A 19,536-nucleotide genomic window follows, 5' to 3' on the forward strand; every position below is an offset into this window, starting at 1 on the left:
TCTGGACCAAAACCGCCGATCAAATCCTCACCAGCATCGGCAACTACTGCACCAGAATTAATGACTCAGGACACTAGCTGGCGGGCACCAGGTCCGCGGCGACCGAAACCATCATCCCGCAGCGGAACGTCTCACAGGAGTGGACGCCGCCGGTGCCCGAATCCTGGGCCGCGGCAAGCGCTTTGTCCTTGAAAGCCCGTGCCGCTGCGCTCAAGTGATGCTCGACGGAGTCAACGCTGCTGTCGAGTTCGGCGGGCAACCGCTCGCCCCACAGCGTCACCTCGGTGGCGCCCTGGTCGAGCGCGGTGCGCACGTGGGCGAGCACGCGCGGATCACGTTCGAACATCTCGGCGGCCACCGCGATCGTCTGGGGATGCGGCCGGTCCTGCCAGGCTTGCAGCACCGATTCCAGATCCAACGTCCTGGCGCCCAGGATCGTCAGCGGGCGGAGGTCGTCGTCGCCGCCGACCAGGACCGTGACATCCCATCCGGCCATCACCCTGTCGTAGATCCAGCCGCCCGCGTACCTCACCGCGTCGGACACGGTTGGCGCGACGACATCCAGGCGATACCTCATGTCGAGCTCCGTGGCGCCAACTCGCGCCCCAGCGACTCGGCGTACCCCTTGAACACCTCGGCCAACTGAATTGAGGGGTCGAGCAACCATAGGGTCTCCATTCCATAGATGAACGCGAGTATTTCCACGGCCTTGGCTGCCGCGTCGACATCTGTGCGGTACTTGCCGCATTCCTGGCCGCGCTGGATGATCCCGACGATGATGTCCACCGCATCGCTGTAGCGCTTGACCAAGCGGTCGTGCAGCGGTGCATCGGGCGCGATGTTCTCCACCAGCAGCACCGTGAACGTGCCGACCAGCTCGGGTGCGCGATCGAACCGTTCGGGCACCCGGCCGAGTTCGGTGACCAGGTCGCCGGAGCGGTAGTCGGCATGGATCGCGTCGTCGGCGTCGCGGGCGTCGAGCACCGCGTTGAGCAGTTGCTCCTTGGACTCGAAGTGGTGCAGCAGACCTGCCGGCGTGACGCCGGCTTCCTTGGCGATCTGCGCCAGCGACGTGCTGCGCCACCCGTTGCGCGCGAGCAGGCGTTCGGCCACCGAAAGGATGCGCTGCCTGCGGTCCTCGCCTTTGGCGAGGAGCGTGGCGTACGGCCTCACAGACTCCGTGGCGGACACTCGACCCCTTCGTTCAACCAACCTAGTGAACACACAGTAGGTAGGTTTTGCCGCTGTGACAAGCATCTCAGCGAAAAAAGGTTTGGGCCGTCGTCACACCGGCAGGTCAACGGCGATTTCGGTGTAGAAATGCGCGCCAAGCGCAACCAACTACACCGAAATCCCTCAGAGGCCGAGCGACTTGGCGATGATCACCTTCATCACCTCGCTGGTACCGGCGTAGATGCGGGCCACTCGCGCGTCCGTGTACAACCGCGCGATCGGATACTCCATCATGTAGCCGTATCCGCCGAACAACTGCAGGCAGCGATCCACCACGCGCTGCTGCATCTCGGTGCAGAACAGTTTCACTCGCGCTGCGTCAGCCGCGGACAACTGCCCATCGACATGCAGGCTCACTGCGCGGTCCAGCATGGTCTGCGCGGCCTCCACCTCCGTCGAACAGGCCGCCAGTTCGAATTTCGTGTTCTGGAACGACGCCACCCGCGTGCCGAATGCCTTGCGGTTCTTGGTGTAGTCGATCGCCGCGGCGATCGCCGAGCGAGCCTGCGCGACGGATCCCACCGCGACGGTGAGCCGCTCCTGGGGCAGGTTGTGGCCGAGGTAGCCGAACGCCTCGCCCTCCTCCCCCAGCACGTTGGCGGCCGGCACCCGCACGTCTACGAAGGACAGTTCCGCGGTGTCCTGGACCTTGCAGCCCATCTTCTCCAGCTCGCGACCCCGCGTGAAGCCCGGCATCCCGTCCTCGACGACGAACAGGGTGAGCCCCTTGCGCCGGTTGTCCGGGTCGGTCGAGGTGCGTGCCACCACGATCACGAGATCGGCCTGCATGCCGCCGGTGATGAACGTCTTGGCGCCGTTGAGGATCCAGTCCTCACCGTCGCGCACCGCGGTGGTCCGCATCCCGGCCAAGTCGGAGCCGGTACCCGGTTCGGTCATCGCGACGGCGGTCAACAACTCGCCCGACGCCAAGCCGGGAAACCAGCGCGTGCGCTGCTCGTCGTTCGCGTAATGCAAGAAATAGGGCAGGATCACCTCGAGCTGCGTACGAACCGTCGACAGGGTGACCAACGCGCGCGCCGCCTCCTCCTGAAGCACGACGTTGTAGCGGTAGTCGTCGGTGCCGGCCCCGCCGTACTCCTCGGGGATGGCCATGCCGAGCATGCCCAGCGATCCCATCCGCTTGAAGACCTCGCGAGGCATGCGTCCGCCCTTCTCCCACTCGGGATAGTGCGGAACCACCTCCTTTTCGACGAAGTCGCGGGCGAGTTCGCGGAAGGCCTCGTGGTCCTCGGTGAACAGATTTCTTTGCACGACGATCCTCTGGTCAGTTCAGGCGATGAGTTCCACCAATGTGGCGTTGGCGGTTCCGCCGCCCTCGCACATGGTCTGCAGGCCGAATCGAATGCCGTTGTCGCGCATGTGGTTCAGCATCCGGGTCATCAGCACCGCACCGGACGCTCCGAGTGGATGCCCGAGCGCGATTGCGCCACCCAGCGGGTTGAGTTTGCTCTCATCGGCACCCGTCTCGGCGAGCCAGGCCAGCGGCACCGGTGCGAACGCCTCGTTGACCTCGAACACTCCGACCTCGTCGAGGGTCACGCCGGACTTGTGGAGAACCTTCTCGGTCGCGGGGATCGGGCCGGTCAGCATCAGCACCGGGTCAGCGCCGGTGACCGCGCCGGCGCGGTATCGGGCGATCGGGCTCAGCCCCAGTGCCACCGCGTTGTCGGCCGCCATCACCAGCAGCGCTGCGGCGCCGTCGGAGATCTGCGAGGAGTTCCCCGCATGGATGACGCCGTCGTCCTTGAACGCTGGCTTGAGTCCCGCGAGCTTCTCGACGGTGCTTCCCCGCCGCACCCCTTCGTCGGCGACCACGGGCTCACCCTCGGTGAACACCGGCATGAGCTGCGTCTCGAACGCGCCGCTGTCCTGGGCGGCGGCGGCCAACTCGTGCGAGCGCACGGAGTACTCGTCGAGGCGGGTCCGCGAGAAGCCCCACTTCTCGGCGATGAGTTCGGCCGAGATGCCCTGGTTGAACGAGAAATCCTTGTACCGGTCAAGCACTCTCGGGCCGTACGGCATGCCGGTTGCCCTGGCCGCCCCGAGCGGCACCCGGCTCATCACCTCGACGCCACCGGCGACGACGACGTCCTGCTGTCCGGACATCACTGCCTGCACCGCGAAGTCCAGCGCTTGCTGACTCGATCCGCAAGCCCGGTTGACTGTGGTGCCCGGAATCGACTCGGGCCAGCCCGCGGCCAGCACCGAGTATCGCCCGATGTTGCTCGACTGGTCGCCGACCTGCGACACGCAGCCCCAGACGACGTCGTCGACGATGTCGGGATCGATACCCGCGCGCTCGACGAGCGCGTTGAGGACGATCGCGGACAGGTCCGCGGCGTGCATGTCCGACAGCCCGCCGTTGCGCTTGCCGACGGGGGTGCGTACGGCCTCGACGATCACGGTCTCACGCATTGTCATCTCTCCGATCTGGACACGGCCCACCGCCCGGTGAAGGTGGCCTGACGTTTCTCGGCGAACGCCGCGTACGCCTCTGACGAGTCTGCCGTGGCGAAGTTGCCCGGTTGCGCGCGGGCTTCGTTGGCCAGCGCCTCACGCAGCGTCGCGTTGGCCCCGTCGTTGAGCAGCGCCTTGCTCTGCGCGAGCGCGACGGGCGGACCGGCCGCCAATTTCGCCGCCAGATCTACTACGAAGGAGTCGATTTCGTCGGCGGTTTTGACCCAGGTGACCAGCCCCAGGCTCCGCGCTTCCTCGGCGTCGATCATGTCGGCCAGCAACACCAGCCGCTTGGCCTGTTGTAGGCCGACGAGCTTGGGCAGCAGCCAGGATCCGCCCAGATCGACCGACAGTCCGCGCTTCGAGAAGATCTGGCAGAACCGCGATTCCGGGGTCGCAACGACGAAGTCGCACCCGAGCGCGAGATTCCAGCCTGCGCCGACGGCCACGCCGGTCACCTTGGCGATCGTGGGCACAGACAGTTCGTGCAGGGCCAGCGCGACATCGGTGAGCCTGCGCAGCTTGTGGCGCGGGTGAATGTCCTCTCCGGTGCCGATGTCGGCGCCCGAGCAGAACGCCCCGCCGGCACCGGTGATCACCACCGCGCGAAGTTCGGTGTCACGGGCCGCCGCCCGCAAGGCGTCGGCCAACTCCTCCCACAACTGCGCGTTGATCGCGTTCTTGCGTTCCGGCCGGTTCAGCGTCAGCGTACGGACGCCATCGCAGTCGGACGTCAACAGGACGTGCTCGGTCACGAGTAGGCCGGTCCGATCACGCCCTCGGCCCGCAACCGCTCGAGATCGGCTGCGGCGAGCCCCAGTTCGCTCAACACGGCGTCGGTGTGCTGGCCCAGCCCCGGGACCGCGCCCATCGGCTGCTCGAATCCGTTGATCACCGGCGGCGGGCGCAGCGCCCGGATCTCGCCCTTGGGTGTGTCGACCGTGCGCCAGCGGTCCCGCGCCGTCAACTGCGGATGCGCGACCACCTCGCTGGGCACGTTGTAACGCGAGTTGCCGATTCCGGCGTCGTCGGCGATCTTCTGGATTTCGGCGAGATCGTGTTGTGCGCACCAATTTCCGATGGCCTGGTCGAGTATCTCGCGATGTGCGCAGCGGCCCGGGTTGGTGGCGAAGCGCGGATCGTCGGCGAGATCGGGGCGGTCGATGATCTCGCGCGCCACCCGCTGCCATTCCCTGTCGTTGGTGGTGCCGAGCACCACGGTCTGCCCGTCGCGCGTCGGGAACGCGCCGTAGGGCGCGACGGCTGGTGAGCCGACCCCGAGGGGCTCCTGGTCGATCCCCGAGTGCTGGGTGTAGGTCAGCTGATAGCCCATCACATCGGTCATCACGTCGAACAGGCTCAGCGCCACCGACGGTGCCGTCTCGGTGCTCTTCTTGTTGCGGCCGATCAGCAACGCCAGAATCGATGTGGCCGCGTACAGGCCGGTAGTGAAGTCGGCCATCGCCGGCCCCGGCTTCGCGGGCATGCCCGGATATCCGGTAACGGCACACGATCCTGATTCCGCCTGCACGAGAAGGTCATACGCGCGCTTGTGGGAGATCGGCCCGCCCGGACCGTAGCCGTCGATCTCGACGGGGATCACGTTCGGGTGCCGCACCGCCAGGTCTGCGGGCGCCAAACCCATGCGGGCGATGGCGCCGGGCGCCAGGTTGGACACGAACGCATCGGCCCGGTCGAGTAGCCGGTGCAGCAGGTCCATTCCCTCGGGGGCCTTGGTGTTGAGCGTCACCGACTCCTTGCCGCGGTTGCACCAGACGAAATGCGCCGCCAGGCCGCCGGGCCCGTTGACCACATCGTCGTAGTCGCGGGCGAAGTCGCCCCCGTTGGGATTTTCGATCTTGATGATGCGGGCACCGAAGTCGGCGAGCACGCGGGTGCACATGGGCGCGGCGACGGCCTGTTCCATTGCGACGACGGTGATCCCGGCGAGCGGGGCTTGGGCTGTCACATCACCATGCCGCCGTCGACCGGCAGCACCTGCCCCGTGATGTAGGACGCCGCATCGGAGGCCATGAACACAAACGCACCCGCGACCTCGGACGGCTCGGCCCACCGCTTCATCGGGATGCGGTTCATCATGTTGGCCGCGAACTTCTCGTTCGTCCGGATGGTCTCGGTCATCGGCGTGGCGGCCAGCGGGGCCAGCGCGTTGACCATGATGCTTTTGGTCGCAAGTTCGCGCGCAAGCGATTTGGTGAACCCGATGATGCCCGCCTTGGCCGCCGAGTAGTTGACCTGCCCCAGCGTGCCCGTCAGGCCCGCCGCCGATGTGACGTTGACGATGCGCCCGGTGCCGTCGGTCGGAATGTGCGGCAACGCCGCCTGCGTGACGTTGAACGCGCCCATCACGTGGATGTCGAACAGCAACCGAAACGACTCCTGCGACGTCTTCTCGAACATCGCCGGCTTCGTGACGCCGGCGTTGTTGATCACGATGTGCAGCTTGCCGTCGGCCAATGCAGCGGCCTGCGCGGCAGCGGCGTCGGCGGACTCACGGTCCGACACATCGAGCGCGGCGGCTTCGGCGCGCTTACCGCTTGCCGAGATGCGTTCGGCCACAGCGGCGGCGGCATCCTTGTCGACGTCGGTGACAAGCACGGCCGCGCCCGCGTCGGCCAGGGCCTGTGCGACGGCGGAGCCGATGCCCCCGGCGGCGCCGGTCACCAGCGCCGAACGGCCGGTCAGATCGAAGTAGGTGCTCATTCGGTAGTGCTCTCCATCGTCAGTAACTACGGGGAAGGCCCAGGACGTGTTCACCCAGGAAGTTCAGGATCATCTCCTGGCTCACGGGGGCGATCTTCATCAGCCGGGACTCGCGGAAGTATCGCGACACGTGATATTCCTCCGAATATCCCATGCCGCCGTGCAACTGCAGTGCACGGTCGGCGGCACCGAAACCGGCGTCGGCGCACAGGTATTTCGCGGTGTTCGCCTCGCGCCCACAGGGTTTGCCGTTGTCGTAGAGCCAGGTGGCCTTGCGGAGCACCAACTCGGCGGCGTCCAGTCGGGCCAACGAGTCGGCGAGCGGGAACTGCAGGCCCTGGTTCATGCCGATCGGCCGGTTGAACACGTGCCGCTCGTTGCCGTATTTGACCGCCTTCTCGAGCGCCACCCGCCCGATGCCCAGCGCTTCGGCGGCGATCAGCATCCGTTCGGGGTTCAGCCCGTCGAGGATGTACTTGAAGCCCTTGCCTTCTTCGCCGACGCGGTCGCCCACCGGGACCATCAGGTCGTCGATGAACACCTCGTTGGAGCTGACGGCGTTGCGGCCCATCTTCTTGATCGGCCGGATGTCGACGTGGTCGCGGTCGAGGTCGGTGAGGAACAACGTCATACCGTCGGTCTTCTTGCTGACCTCGTCGAACGGCGTGGTCCGGGTGAGCAGCAGGATCTTCTCCGACTCCAGCGCCTTGGAGATCCACACCTTGCGACCGTTGACGCGGTAGTGGTCCCCCTCGCGTTTGGCGAACGTGGTGATCCGCGAAGTATCCAGTCCCGCATCGGGTTCGGTGACACCGAAGCAGACGTGCAGATCGCCGTTGACGATCCGCGGCAGCGTCGCGGCCTTGAGTTCGTCGGAGCCGTGTTTGACGACCGGTTGCATCCCGAAAATCGTCAGATGGATGGCGCTGGCGCCGTTCATCGCCGCACCGGATCGGGCAACCTCCTCCAGCAGCAGCGTGGCCTCGGTGATGCCCAGCCCATGCCCGCCGTATGCCTCCGGGATGGTCATGCCCAGCCACCCGCCGGAGGCAATCGCGTCGTAGAACTCCTGCGGGAACTCGTGTGCCAGGTCCTTCTTCATCCAGTACTCGTCGTCGAACTTGCTGCACAGTTCGGCAACCGACTTGCGGATGATCTGCTGATCCTCGCTCAGCTCGAACGTCATCCCCCCAGACACGTCTGACACGTCTGATCTCCTCTACTCAACGGCGCACACGTCAGTGCGCCGGCGCGTGAACGCCCTTCCCGCACCGGCGCACTACGAGACGCTCCCCCAGTCGTCGGCCGGAGGATCGTCCCATGTTCAGTCCTTGTTGCCGGTCAGCTCCTTGGCCCTCGCTGCGAAGTCCGCGAAATTCGCGCCGGTCTTTTCCTTCTTCGACAGGGCTTGGATCGAGACATCATGGCCTTCGGCGGCTTTGCGCAGGGCGCCGACGGTGGCCTGTTCGCGGCTGATGTGGGTGAACGGGTCCCAGTGGTACCAGCGCATCGCGTTCTCGAAGGTCATCTTGTTGATCTCGTCGTCGGGCACGTCGTTGGCCTTGAGGACCTCGTCGAGCTGCTCGGGGGCCCCGGGCCACATCGAATCGCTGTGCGGGTAGTCGGCTTCCCAGCAGATGTTGTCCACCCCGATCTGGTGGCGCACCGCCACCCCGACCGGGTCGGCGATGAAGCAGGTCAAGAAGTGCTCGCGGAACACCTCACTGGGCAACTTGCCGCCGAAATCCTGGCCCGTCCACGTCGAATGCATCTCGTAGGTGCGATCCACCCGCTCCAGGAAGTACGGAATCCAGCCAGTCCCACCCTCAGACAACGCGATCTTCAGCGTCGGATACTCCTTGATCGGACGCGACCACAACAGATCAGCCGCGGCCTGCACGATGTTCATCGGCTGCAACGTGATCATCACATCCATCGGTGCATCCGGGGCCGTGATCGCCAACCGCCCCGACGACCCGATGTGCACATTGAGCACCGTCTCGGTGTCGACCAACGCATCCCACATCGGCTTCCAGTGCTCGAAATCATGAAAACTCGGATAACCCATCGCCGACGGGTTCTCGGTGAACGTCAACGAATGCACCCCACGCTCGGCGTTGCGCCGAATCTCTGCCGCGCACGCCACCGGATCCCAGATCACCGGCAGCGTCATCGGGATGAACCGCGCCGGATAGGCCCCACACCACTCCTCGACGTGCCAGTCGTTGTAGGCCTGCACCAAGGCCAAACTGAACTCCGGATCCTCGGTGGCGAACAACCGGCCGGCAAAACCCGGAAACGACGGAAAACACATCGAACCCAAAATGCCCCCGGCGTTCATGTCCTTGACCCGCTCATCAACCTGCCAACAGCCGGGCCGGATCTCATCCAGGCCCTGGGGCTCCAGGCCGTACTCCTCCTTGGGCCGCCCGGCGACCGCATTGAGCGCGACATTGGGGATCACCGTGTCGCGGAACTGCCAGGTGTCCGAACCATCGGGATTGTGCACCAACCGCGGCGCCTCATCGATGTACTTGCGCGGCAGATGATTCTTGAACATATCGGGCGGTTCGACGATGTGATCATCGACGCTGATCAAGATCATGTCGTCCTTGTTCATGCCCGTTCCTTTCGTCGCATCCTCCGAGGCTATCCATCACGCTGTTCTCAATGTGAGGAAACTATCTTCTCACCGTACGAGAATCAATGTCCGAAAGCCACCCTAGGCCCCTCTGGCAGCACTGTTGGGCCCCGCGCCGCACCGTCGTGACCACCCGTTCCGGCGTCACACGTTGACCATTCCCGCGAAAGGTGGAAATCTATTGGCGAAATATGAGAACCTGATTCTCATCGTCGAGAGGACACAGAAAGGAGTCGCCTTGCGCGTGTCGCCGCTGCCCGCAGAAGAGTGGGATGAAGCCGTCGACCACTCGATCTCCGGCATGCTGCCTGCGGAGCGGCGCAACCCCGAAGACGCAGGCAATCTGCTCGCCACAATGGTTCGGCACCCGAAGCTCACCCGGGCGTTCCTGCGGTTCAACAATCACCTGTTGTTCTCCTCGACGCTGCCGCCCCGGCTGCGCGAGTTGGCGGTGCTCCGCGTCGCGTATCTGACGAACTGTGAGTACGAGTGGCGGCACCACGTCGAGATGGGCCGTGACGAGGGTCTGACCGATGAGGTCATCGATGCCATGCAGCGCGGCGAGGCCTCAGACGAGCTCGACCGGGCCGTACTGCATGCGGTGGACGAACTCCAGGACAAGGCCAACGTCTCCGACGCGACGTGGGCCGCCTTGTCCGAGCACCTCGAGGAACGTCAGCTGATGGACCTCGTCTTCACGATCGGCTGCTATGGCGCACTGGCCATGGCGATCAACACTTTCGGCGTAGAACCCGACTCCGAAATGCACGCAGAGAGGTAGATATCGTGGCGTTTTTCCCCAAACCAGCCGAGGGAAGCTGGACCGAACACTGGCCCGAGCTCGGTACCTCGCCAGTCGATTACACCGACTCGATCGACCCCGAGCAGTGGAAGCTCGAGCAGCAAGCCATCTTCCGCAAGTGCTGGCTGAATGTCGGTCGGGTGGAACGTCTTCCCAAAAAGGGCAGCTACTTCACTCGCGAGATGCCATCGGCGGGCCCGGGCACGTCGGTGATCATCGTCAAGGACGGTGACAACGAGGTGCGCGCGTTCTACAACATGTGTCGCCACCGCGGAAACAAGTTGGTGTGGAACGACTATCCCGGCGAAGAGGTTTCCGGTACCTGCCGGCAGTTCACCTGCAAGTACCACGCCTGGCGCTACAACCTCAAGGGTGACCTGACGTTCATCCAGCAGGAAGGCGAGTTCTTCGACGTCGACAAGGCCGACTACGGGTTGGTGCCGGTGCGCTGCGAGGTGTGGGAAGGCTTCATCTTCATCAACTTCGACAACAACGCCGAACCGCTCACGGACTACCTCGGCGAGTTCGCCAAGGGCCTGGAGGGCTATCCCTTCCATGAGATGACGGAGACGTATTCCTATCGGGCCGAGGTCAATTCGAACTGGAAGCTGTTCATCGACGCATTCGTCGAGTTCTACCACGCACCGGTCCTGCACATGAAGCAGGCGGTCAAGGAGGAAGCCGAAAAGCTGGCCAGCTACGGCTTCGAGGCCCTGCACTACGACATCAAGGGCAGGCACTCGATGATCTCGTCGTGGGGCGGGATGAGCCCGCCGAAGGACCTGAACATGGTCAAGCCCATCGAACGCGTGCTGCACAGCGGGTTGTTCGGACCGTGGGACCGCCCCAACATCAAAGGCATTCTGCCCGACGAGCTGCCGCCGGCGGTCAATCCGGCGCGCCATCCGTCCTGGGGCCAGGACTCTTTCGAGTTCTTCCCGAACTTCACGCTGCTGCTCTGGGCGCCGGGCTGGTACCTCACCTACCACTACTGGCCCACGGACGTGGACAAGCACATCTTCGAGTGCACGCTCTACTTCGTTCCCGCCACCAACACCCGCGAGCGGCTTGCGCACGAACTCGCGGCGGTGACGTTCAAGGAGTACGCGTTCCAGGACGCCAACACGCTGGAAGCCACCCAGACGATGATCAACACCGGGGTGGTCAAGGAATTCCCGCTGTGTGACCAGGAAATCCTGCTGCGCCATCTGCATAAGACGGCGTGGGACTACGTGAACGCCTACAAGAAGGAAAAGGGCCTCGAGAACGGTGGGGGTAACGGTCAAGCCACCTCGCCGGCCAGCCAGAAGGATGCGATCAATGCCTGAGTTGCCCGAAGAATTCGCCGACCTCGAGCGGTTCACGGACTGGTGCCTGCCCACCGAGGAGGAGCGCTATCAGAAGCGGCTGTCCTCGACGATGGCCGAGATGCAGGACTTCTACGACACCGCGTTCCCGCGGCTCGAGGCGGTCATGGAATACTGCGACGCCAGGTTCCCCCTGGACGGAATGCCCGAGGATGCAAAGGCTCTCATCCACATGATGCAGTCACTGGTCAACGTGTCGTTCCCGATCGAAGTGTGGAAGCAGCCGCGGGTGCTCGACAGTGGCGCCACGTACATCACATGCATCAAGGAGCCGGTGGTCTGACATTGTCTGCTCTTCGCGCGAGCGGCCCATCGCCGGGCGTAGTGACCCTCAAGGCAGCGGGTCTGCTGGACGTCGACGCCGGCGAGATCGTCCGGCCCGGCGTCGTGCGGGTCGAGGGCGACCGGATCGTCGCCATCGGTGGTGCAGCGGAGGGCGACGTCATCGACCTGGGTGACTCGATCCTTCTGCCCGGCCTGATGGACATGGAGGTCAACCTGCTGATGGGCGGCCGGGGCGAGAACCCCGGCCTCTCCCAGGTGCAGGACGATCCCGCGACCCGCGTGCTGCGCGCCGTGGGCAATGCCCGACGCACGTTGCGGGCGGGCTTCACGACGGTGCGCAACCTCGGATTGTTCGTCAAGACAGGCGGTTACCTACTCGACGTCGCGTTGGGCAGGGCGATCGATGCCGGCTGGATCGAGGGTCCGCGCGTCGTTCCGGCGGGGCATGCGATCACCCCGACGGGCGGCCATCTCGACCCGACGATGTTCGCCGCCTTCATGCCCGGGGCGCTGGAGCTGACGATCGAGGAAGGCATCGCCAACGGTGTCGACGAGATCCGCAAGGCAGTGCGGTACCAGATCAAGCACGGCGCCGAGCTGATCAAGGTCTGCGTGTCCGGCGGCGTGATGTCGCTGACCGGAGAGGCGGGCGCACAACACTATTCGGATGAGGAACTGCGGGCCATCGTCGACGAGGCGCATCGGCGTGGCCTGCGGGTTGCCGCTCACACCCATGGCGCCGAGGCCGTCAAGCACGCGGTCGCCTGCGGCATCGACTGCATAGAACACGGCTTTCTGATGGACGACGAGGCCATCCAGATGCTGGTCGACAACGACCGGTGGCTGGTGACGACGCGTCGGCTGGCCGAGGCGATGGACGTGTCCAAGGCGCCGAAGGCGTTGCAGGACAAGGCCGCCGAGATGTTCCCCAAGGCGCGCACGTCGATCAAGGCGGCCTACGAGGCGGGTGTCAAGATCGCCGTCGGCACCGATGCCCCCGCGATTCCGCATGGCAAGAACGCCGATGAACTGGTGACCCTTGTCGACTGGGGTATGCCCCCCGCGGCGGTGCTGCGCGCGGCGACCGTCGTCGCCGCCGACCTGATCGACAAGCCGGACCTGGGCCGCATCGCGGAAGGCTTTCTCGCCGACATCATCGCGGTACCCGGCGACCCTCTGACCGACATCAGCGTTACACGCGATGTCAACTTTGTAATGAAGGGCGGTAAGGTCTTCAAGAATGACTGTGCCAACTGACAAAACCAGGACCGACGACATCGTCGAGATCCAGCAACTGCTGGCGAAGTACGCCGTCACCATCACCCAGGGCGACATCAAGGGGCTGATCTCGGTGTTCACGCCGGACGGCACCTACAGCGCGTTCGGCTCGACCTACACGCTCAACCGCTTCCCCGAGTTGGTCGACGCCGCCCCCAAGGGTCTGTTCATGACCGGGACATCACTTGTGCACCTGGATCAGAACGACCCCGACAAGGCGTCAGGCACCCAACCGTTGTGCTTCATCGAGCATTCCAAACACGACATGCGCATCGGCTACTACAACGACACCTACGTCCGCACCGACGACGGTTGGCGGCTGAAAACCCGTGCCATGACGTTCATTCGGCGCAGCGGGGAACACGACTCGGGCCGCCCCCACGCGATCGGACGGCCCGACCCCGATGCGGCTCCGGAAGCGCGATGACGGACAACCTCCTCGATCCCACCGCGTTCCGCACGGCGCTGCGCGGATGGCTCGACGACAAGCTCGATTCCGGCGAACTGACCCCGCTCACCGACAACCATTCCCTCGACGCGCATCAAGCCCAGCACTTGCGCGTGCTCAAGGCCCTGTACGAGGCCGACTGGATGCGCTACGGGTGGCCGGAGTCGGCCGGTGGCCTGGGCGGACCGGATATCCTGCGCGCCATCGTCGGCGAGGAGATCGTCGGGCGCGGGCTCGACCATCCCGGGCCGTACTCGATGCTCGACGTGCTGACCCCCACGATGATCGACTACGCCCGGCCCGAGCTGGCCGCCGAGATGGTGCCGCGGCTGCTGTCGGGTCAGGAGTCCTGGTGCCAGGGCTTCTCCGAACCCGGTGCGGGCAGTGATCTGGCCTCGCTGACGACTCGTGCTGTGCAGCAGGGTGACTCCTGGATCGTCAACGGGCAGAAGGTGTGGACGAGCTTCGCGCAGTACGCGACGCGCTGCATCCTGCTCACCCGTACCGGCGATGCGGGCACCCCGAACCACGAGGCCATCACGGCGTTCTTCGTCGACCTGGACTCACCAGGGGTTTCGGTGCGTCCGCTGCAGACCATGCACGACGTCGACGAGTTCTGCGAGGTCTACTTCGATGACGTCGTCGTGCCTGCAGACCGCATGCTCGGCCGGCCCGGCGACGGCTGGAAGCTGGCCATGGATCTGCTGCCCTATGAGCGTTCGACCTGTTTCTGGCAGCGCATCGCCTATCTGTACTCGCGGTTCGACGCGCTCATCGACGAAGTCAAAGGGCTTGGCACGGCATCGGACTCGGATCTGGGCGAGGCCTATCTGGCGCTGCACACGCTGCGTTGCCGGTCGCGTGCGACGCAGTACCGGCTGGCGGGCGCTGAGAAGCTGGGTGCCGACACCTCGATCGACAAGGTGCTGTTGGCAACCGCCGAGCAACGGCTCTACGACACCGCGCGCGATCTGTTGCCCGGCAGGATCGAACTCGACGACGACGCATGGCGGACAGAGTTTTTGTACTCCCGGGCCGCGAGCATCTACGGCGGAACCGCCGAAGTGCAGCGCAACATCATCGCCCGTCGCCTGCTCGATCTCGGTAAGGAGTGACCGTGGAGACCGGTATGGACGCCGAATCGCTGGCGATGCTCGAGGACACGCTGCGCAAGACGATGCTGTCGGCCTCCGGCGCCGAGCTGGACGCCGCGCTGGCCGAGCTCGGCTGGGCCGAGATGCTGTCGGATATGCCCGATCAGGCAATTCCCTTGGTGTTCCGGCTGTTGGGCGAAACGGGTTCACACGCTTCGGTTCTCAACGATGTGCTGCTGGAGACCATTGGTGGCATGCCGGGCGGTACGCCGCCGATGCCGTACGCCGGGGGCAGTTGGGTGGTGTGGGAACGCGCGTCGAACAACGAACCCACACTGGCTGATCTGCCGCTGCGCCGTGTGCCCGACGGTGAGCTGATGCGGATGGGCGAGGCGCGACGGGCCGTCGGCTGGTGGCTGGTCGGCTCGGCCCGAGGGATGCTGGCCCTGGCCCGCCAGCACGCACTGGACCGGGTGCAGTTCGGCAAGCCGATCGCGTCCTTTCAAGCGGTTCGGCACCGGCTGGCCGAGACGCTGGTGGCGATCGAAGGCGCCGAGGCGACACTCGGTCTGCCCGGGACCGAAAGCGCCGACCTGACCGCGATGCTGGCCAAGGCGGCCGCGGGCAAGGCGGCGCTGACCGCGGCCAAGCACTGCCAGCAGGTGCTCGGCGGGATCGGCTTCACCGCCGAGCACGATCTGCATCGCCACATCAAGCGCGCCCTCGTGCTCGACGGATTGCTCGGCAGCTCACGGGAACTCACCCGAAAGGCCGGCGCCGGACTGCGGGCCCGCGGCTCGGCCCCCCGCCTCGCGCACCTGTAGCTCCCCTTCTGCGCGAGCGACCGTGTCTGTACGCCGACACGCCGGTCACCGCGTACAGTTGGCGGTCGCTCGCGCCGATGAACCCACCTACTGGATGTTGGCTTTCATCTCGTCGAGGTTCACCAGCACCGGCCAACCGCCCACGCTCAGGGCATTGCCGTGGCCGGTCTGGTGGATGTCGAACACCGACTGGATGGCCGCGTAGAAACCCTGCACATCCAGCGTCTGGTTCACCGCACGCTTGGCCTGCCGCAGCGCGAACGGATTCATCTTCGCGATCTGCTCGGCCAGCGCCCGGGTTTCCGAGTCCAGCTGATCGCGCGGCACCACCTTGTTCACCATGCCGGTGCCGGCCACCTCGTCGGCCGTCATCGCCCGCCCGGTGAACAGAATCTCCTTGGCCTTGCGCGGACCCAGTTCCCAAGTGTGGCCGTGATATTCGACGCCGCCGATACCCATCAGCACCACCGGGTCGGAGAACTGCGCATCGTCCGCGGCGATGATCAGGTCGCATGGCCAGCACAACAGCAGCCCGCCGGAGATGCAGCGGCCCTGGACCGCGGCGATCGACGGCTTGGGCACGTTGCGCCAGCGCAGCGTGTACTCCAGATAACGCTTGGCCTCGTGCTGGATGATGAAGTCCAACGTGATCTTGTCCGGTACGGGTCCCCCGCCGCGCAGATCGTGCCCGGCTGAGAAGTGTTTCCCATTGGCACGCAACACGATCACCGAGACCTCGTTGTCTTCTGCCGCGCGGGTCCACGCCGCGTCGAGTTCATCGAGCAGCTCCGGGTTCTGCGCATTGGCAGCCTCGGGCCGGTTCAACGTGATGGTCGCGATACGGTCGGCGACGTCGTATTCGATGTACATGTTGCAATCCTTCTAATTTCGCGGCAGGCCCAGCAGTCGCTGGGCAATGATGTTGCGTTGGATCTCGGAGGTGCCGCCGGCGATCGTGCCGCCGAACGTCCGCACGTAGCGTTCGAACCAGCCGCACCTGTACAGGTCGAGGTGATGAGCGCTGTACGGGCCGGAGAAGTTCGGCGCGAAAAGCGCGTCGGTGCCCGCGGCGGCGAGCGCGTACTCCGTCGCCGCCTGCGACGCCTCCGAGCCGAGAAGTTTGAGCACCGACAGCGCGGACACGTCTTCATCGCCGCGTGCTGCGCGGGCCAGCGCGACCGAGCCGAGCAGCCGCAACGCCTGGTTGTCCATCACCAGCCCGGCGTACCGGTCACGATCGAGCGGGGAGCAGGGCCGGAAATCTTCGACGAGCTCCTGCAGGCGATCGGCATAGCTGAGCCACAACATGTTTCGCTCATGACCAAGCGAACCGTTGGCTACCCGCCAGCCCTCGTTCAGCGGCCCGACCAGGTTCTCGACGGGCACCCGCACGTCGTTGAAGAAAACCTCATTGAAGTCCAGGTCGTCGACGTCGCACAGCGATGCGAACGGCCGCCGCACCACTCCGGGCCGGTCGGTCGGGATCAGCAGCACGCTGATGCCCTTGTGTTTGGCGGCTTTCGGATCGGTGCGGACAAAGGTCAGCAACACATCGGCGTCGTGTGCGCCCGACGTCCACACCTTCTGCCCGTTGACGAAGTGGTCACCGTCAAGGACGGCGCTGGTGCGCAGCGACGCAAGGTCGGACCCCGCGCCCGGTTCGCTCATCCCCAGCGACGCGGTGATCTCGGCCCGCAGCATCGGAACCGCCCAACGCTGTTGTTGCTCGGGGGTGCCGAACGAGATCAGCGATGCGGAGATGATGCCCACACCCTGCGGGTTGTACGTCAGATACACGCGACGGCGTGCCAGTTCCTGTTGGTGGACATACTGCTGCAGGATCGTGGCGTTGCGGCCGCCGAATTCCGGCGGATATCCCGGCAGCAGCCAGCCGTTGTCGAACATCAGCCGCTGCCAGTCCCGAGCCCAGGCCGGGACATCACTGCTGGACCGCGACCGCTCGACGGCCGCGGCGTCGGAGGGAAGATGCTCGTCGAGGAACGCGTTGAACTCGGCGCGGAACGCCTCGACATCAGCATCGAAGGTCAGCTGCACGAGACTCCCGCTGGATCAAATTTTTGGTAAGGCTACTGTTATCTCCAAAATGAGAATACTATTCTCATCGTGAGAAAGTTACAATCTCTGACACGTTGGCCGCGAGGGGGTCGAGGACCGCAATGGCAAGGCGTTCTCCGGTACAGTCAGTTCATGTTCTCCCCACTCGACCTGCGTCTGAGTCGCCGGTGACGAGCCCAAGCGAAGAGCCGGCCTGGAAGCAACGCGCGGTCGAGCGATCGATCAAAACCGCCAAACTCCGGGCCGCGCAGCGGGTGCAGCGCTTCCTGGATGCCGCTCAGGCGATCATCATCGAGAAGGGCAGCACGGACTTCACCGTGCAGGAGGTCGTCGACCGCTCGCGGCAGTCGCTGCGCAGTTTCTATCTGCAGTTCGACGGCAAGCACGAGCTTTTGCTGGCGCTCTTCGAGGACGCCCTGAGCCGGTCTGCCGACCAGATCCGCGCCGCCACCACCACTGAAGATGAGCCGATCGAGCGGCTCAAGGTCGCGGTGCAGTTGCTCTTCGAGTCGTCGCGGCCCGACCCCACGGCGAAGCGGCCGCTGTTCACCGACTTCGCACCCCGGCTTCTGCTGTCGCATCCGACCGAGGTGCGCGTCGCCCATGCGCCGCTGCTGGCACTGCTCACCGAGTTGATGGAAGAGGCCGGCGAGGCCGGTCAACTCCGCGAGGGCGTCAATCCCAAGCGGATGGCGGCGATGACCATGCAGACGGTGATGTTCGTGGCGCAGTCGAACGGCGCCGAAGACGGCACCACCAAGCCCATCACAGCCGACGAAGTGTGGGATTTCTGCTCCCACGGTTTCGCCGCCCGCTAGCCGAGAACTGCGTTCTCGCGCCTTGAGCGAGAATCGTGTTCTCTCCCCCGAAGCGCGTCGACGAGTCGACGACCGCGGCCGATCTGAGAACGATGTTCTTCGGAAAGAAGAGCCGGATTAGGCGAAGATGAATCGCTTGTTGACACCCTCGTGTGGCGAATGCCAGAGTTGTGAGACAAATACCAGTCCGATGTCTTACGCCACCCTGGTCCACCGAGAGGCGACCCCGTGACGATCAGTGCCCAGAATCCGACCGTCGACGCCGTGTACTTCGATCCGTACGACGTAGAACTGAACGCCGATCCGTACCCGATGTTCCGGCGGCTACGCGACGAGCAGCCGCTGTACTACAACGAGCAGCACGACTTCTACGCGGTCAGCCGCTTCGCGGACGTCAACAGGGCCCTGGTGGACTGGGAAACCTTCAGCTCTGCCCGCGGCGCCATCGTCGAGTTGATCAAGGCCAACCTCGAGATGCCCCCGGGCACAGTGATTTTCGAGGACCCGCCGATCCACGACATCCACCGCAAGCTGCTGGCCCGGATGTTCACCCCGCGCAAGGTCAACGCGCTCGAGCCGGTGATACGCGAGTACTGCGCCCAGAGCCTGGACCCGTTGATAGGCGCCTCGCGATTCGACTTCGTCGCCGACCTCGGCGCGCAGATGCCGATGAAGGTGATCAGCGCACTGTTGGGCATCCCCGAAGACGACCAGGAGATGATCCGCGATCACGCCAACGCGCAATTGCGCACGGAGGCAGGCCAACCCATGAAGGCCGGCACCGACTTCGCGGTCGGTGACCTGTTCGAGGCCTACATCGACTGGCGCGTCGAGCATCCCTCCGACGACATCATGACCGAGTTGCTCAACGCCGAGTTCGTCGACGAGACAGGCACCACCAGACGGCTGACCCGCCAGGAGTTGCTGACCTATCTCAATGTGGTGGCCGGCGCAGGCAACGAAACCACGACGCGACTGATCGGCTGGGCGGGCAAGGTGCTGGCCGAACACCCCGATCAGCGCCGCGACCTGGTTGAGAACCCGACCCTGATCCCCCAGGCGATCGAGGAGATTCTGCGTTTCGAACCACCCGCGCCGCATGTGGCCCGCTACGTCACCCGCGACGCCGAATTCTATGGCCGGACGGTGCCGGAGGGCAGCGTGATGATGATGCTGATCGGCGCCGCAGTGCGCGATCACCGCCAGTTCCCGCCGGACGGCGATGTGTTCGACATCCACCGGGAACCCCGTCAGCACTTGGCATTCAGCGTGGGCACGCACTACTGCCTCGGCTCGGCCCTCGCCCGGCTCGAGGGACGCGTCGCCCTCGAGGAGATCCTCAAGCGCTTCCCCGAATGGGACGTCGACATGGCCAACGCGTCGCTGTCCCCGACATCGACTGTCCGCGGCTGGGAGTCAATGCCGGCTCTCCTTCCGTGACCTTCTATGAATTTCCTTCCAGCAACTA

The 19,536-nt window shown here is 65.1% G+C and carries 20 protein-coding genes; 9 read left to right on the forward strand and 11 right to left on the reverse strand.

All coding sequences use genetic code 11. The features are described from left to right. Positions 1-73 precede the first annotated feature (73 nt). From AU187_RS06730 to AU187_RS06770, 9 genes are all read right to left on the reverse strand, one after another. Positions 74-577 carry a hypothetical protein gene (locus AU187_RS06730; protein WP_059166408.1) on the reverse strand — a complete coding sequence of 168 codons (504 nt, stop codon included), beginning with the start codon at positions 575-577 and terminating at the stop codon, positions 74-76. Next, entirely contained in the window at positions 574-1,191 is a 618-nt protein-coding gene (locus AU187_RS06735; protein ID WP_059101977.1) for a TetR/AcrR family transcriptional regulator, read from the reverse strand. The genes AU187_RS06730 and AU187_RS06735 overlap by 4 nt, the downstream gene beginning before the upstream one ends. A 165-nt stretch (positions 1,192-1,356) precedes the next feature. Continuing rightward, positions 1,357-2,505 (reverse strand): acyl-CoA dehydrogenase family protein, encoded by a 1,149-nt coding sequence (locus AU187_RS06740; RefSeq protein ID WP_059166409.1) that lies wholly within the window; start codon positions 2,503-2,505, stop codon positions 1,357-1,359. A gap of 18 nt (positions 2,506-2,523) precedes the next feature. Beyond that, on the reverse strand, positions 2,524-3,669 hold the full coding sequence (locus AU187_RS06745; RefSeq protein ID WP_059101979.1) for a thiolase family protein: 1,146 nt from the start codon (positions 3,667-3,669) through the stop codon (positions 2,524-2,526). Between the two features lie 2 nt (positions 3,670-3,671). Continuing rightward, the gene (locus AU187_RS06750; RefSeq protein ID WP_059166410.1) at positions 3,672-4,466 is read right to left on the reverse strand and encodes an enoyl-CoA hydratase/isomerase family protein; all 795 of its coding nucleotides are present in this window, start codon (positions 4,464-4,466) and stop codon (positions 3,672-3,674) included. Continuing rightward, positions 4,463-5,680 carry a CaiB/BaiF CoA transferase family protein gene (locus AU187_RS06755; RefSeq protein WP_082691764.1) on the reverse strand — a complete coding sequence of 406 codons (1,218 nt, stop codon included), beginning with the start codon at positions 5,678-5,680 and terminating at the stop codon, positions 4,463-4,465. Before AU187_RS06755 ends, AU187_RS06750 begins: the two co-directional genes overlap by 4 nt. Next, positions 5,677-6,435, reverse strand: a complete 759-nt coding sequence (locus AU187_RS06760; protein WP_059101981.1) for an SDR family NAD(P)-dependent oxidoreductase — start codon at positions 6,433-6,435, stop codon at positions 5,677-5,679. Before AU187_RS06760 ends, AU187_RS06755 begins: the two co-directional genes overlap by 4 nt. 19 nt (positions 6,436-6,454) lie before the next feature. Then, positions 6,455-7,621: an acyl-CoA dehydrogenase family protein gene (locus tag AU187_RS06765; protein WP_059166411.1), complete on the reverse strand. Its 1,167-nt coding sequence runs from the start codon at positions 7,619-7,621 to the stop codon at positions 6,455-6,457. A 138-nt stretch (positions 7,622-7,759) separates the two neighbouring features. Next, complete coding sequence (locus AU187_RS06770) at positions 7,760-9,055, reverse strand: amidohydrolase family protein (RefSeq protein WP_059101983.1); 1,296 nt, start codon at positions 9,053-9,055, stop codon at positions 7,760-7,762. 259 nt (positions 9,056-9,314) lie between these two features. Here AU187_RS06770 and AU187_RS06775 point away from each other — a divergent pair, with 259 nt between their 5' ends. Genes AU187_RS06775 through AU187_RS06805 form a run of 7 tightly spaced genes read left to right on the forward strand, consistent with a single transcriptional unit; the run spans position 9,315 to position 15,174 of the window. Then, a complete protein-coding gene (locus tag AU187_RS06775) occupies positions 9,315-9,857 on the forward strand; it encodes a carboxymuconolactone decarboxylase family protein (protein WP_059166475.1) in 543 nt (180 codons plus the stop codon). 5 nt (positions 9,858-9,862) lie between these two features. Then, complete coding sequence (locus AU187_RS06780; RefSeq protein ID WP_059166412.1) at positions 9,863-11,206, forward strand: aromatic ring-hydroxylating oxygenase subunit alpha; 1,344 nt, start codon at positions 9,863-9,865, stop codon at positions 11,204-11,206. Beyond that, complete coding sequence (locus AU187_RS06785; RefSeq protein ID WP_059166413.1) at positions 11,199-11,528, forward strand: hypothetical protein; 330 nt, start codon at positions 11,199-11,201, stop codon at positions 11,526-11,528. Before AU187_RS06780 ends, AU187_RS06785 begins: the two co-directional genes overlap by 8 nt. After that, on the forward strand, positions 11,504-12,787 hold the full coding sequence (locus AU187_RS06790; protein WP_286131869.1) for a metal-dependent hydrolase family protein: 1,284 nt from the start codon (positions 11,504-11,506) through the stop codon (positions 12,785-12,787). The genes AU187_RS06785 and AU187_RS06790 overlap by 25 nt, the downstream gene beginning before the upstream one ends. After that, complete coding sequence (locus AU187_RS06795) at positions 12,771-13,235, forward strand: nuclear transport factor 2 family protein (protein ID WP_059166414.1); 465 nt, start codon at positions 12,771-12,773, stop codon at positions 13,233-13,235. The genes AU187_RS06790 and AU187_RS06795 overlap by 17 nt, the downstream gene beginning before the upstream one ends. Beyond that, complete coding sequence (locus AU187_RS06800) at positions 13,232-14,371, forward strand: acyl-CoA dehydrogenase family protein (protein WP_059166415.1); 1,140 nt, start codon at positions 13,232-13,234, stop codon at positions 14,369-14,371. The genes AU187_RS06795 and AU187_RS06800 overlap by 4 nt, the downstream gene beginning before the upstream one ends. Positions 14,372-14,385: 14 nt before the next feature. After that, positions 14,386-15,174 (forward strand): acyl-CoA dehydrogenase family protein, encoded by a 789-nt coding sequence (locus AU187_RS06805; RefSeq protein ID WP_059166477.1) that lies wholly within the window; start codon positions 14,386-14,388, stop codon positions 15,172-15,174. Between the two features lie 87 nt (positions 15,175-15,261). On the opposite strand, the gene AU187_RS06810 is transcribed toward AU187_RS06805, so the two are convergent. Continuing rightward, entirely contained in the window at positions 15,262-16,044 is a 783-nt protein-coding gene (locus AU187_RS06810; RefSeq protein ID WP_059101988.1) for an enoyl-CoA hydratase, read from the reverse strand. Positions 16,045-16,056: 12 nt separating this feature from the next. Next, positions 16,057-17,229 carry an acyl-CoA dehydrogenase family protein gene (locus tag AU187_RS06815; protein WP_059166416.1) on the reverse strand — a complete coding sequence of 391 codons (1,173 nt, stop codon included), beginning with the start codon at positions 17,227-17,229 and terminating at the stop codon, positions 16,057-16,059. Between the two features lie 122 nt (positions 17,230-17,351). On the opposite strand from AU187_RS06815, the gene AU187_RS06820 reads away from it, so the two are divergent. Beyond that, positions 17,352-18,068 carry a TetR/AcrR family transcriptional regulator gene (locus AU187_RS06820; RefSeq protein ID WP_082691765.1) on the forward strand — a complete coding sequence of 239 codons (717 nt, stop codon included), beginning with the start codon at positions 17,352-17,354 and terminating at the stop codon, positions 18,066-18,068. A gap of 312 nt (positions 18,069-18,380) precedes the next feature. Beyond that, a complete protein-coding gene (locus tag AU187_RS06825; protein WP_156442330.1) occupies positions 18,381-19,508 on the forward strand; it encodes a cytochrome P450 in 1,128 nt (375 codons plus the stop codon). The last annotated feature ends 28 nt before the right edge of the window (positions 19,509-19,536 follow it).

Source organism: Mycobacterium sp. IS-1556 (genome assembly GCF_001499985.1).
Lineage (GTDB): Bacteria > Actinomycetota > Actinomycetes > Mycobacteriales > Mycobacteriaceae > Mycobacterium.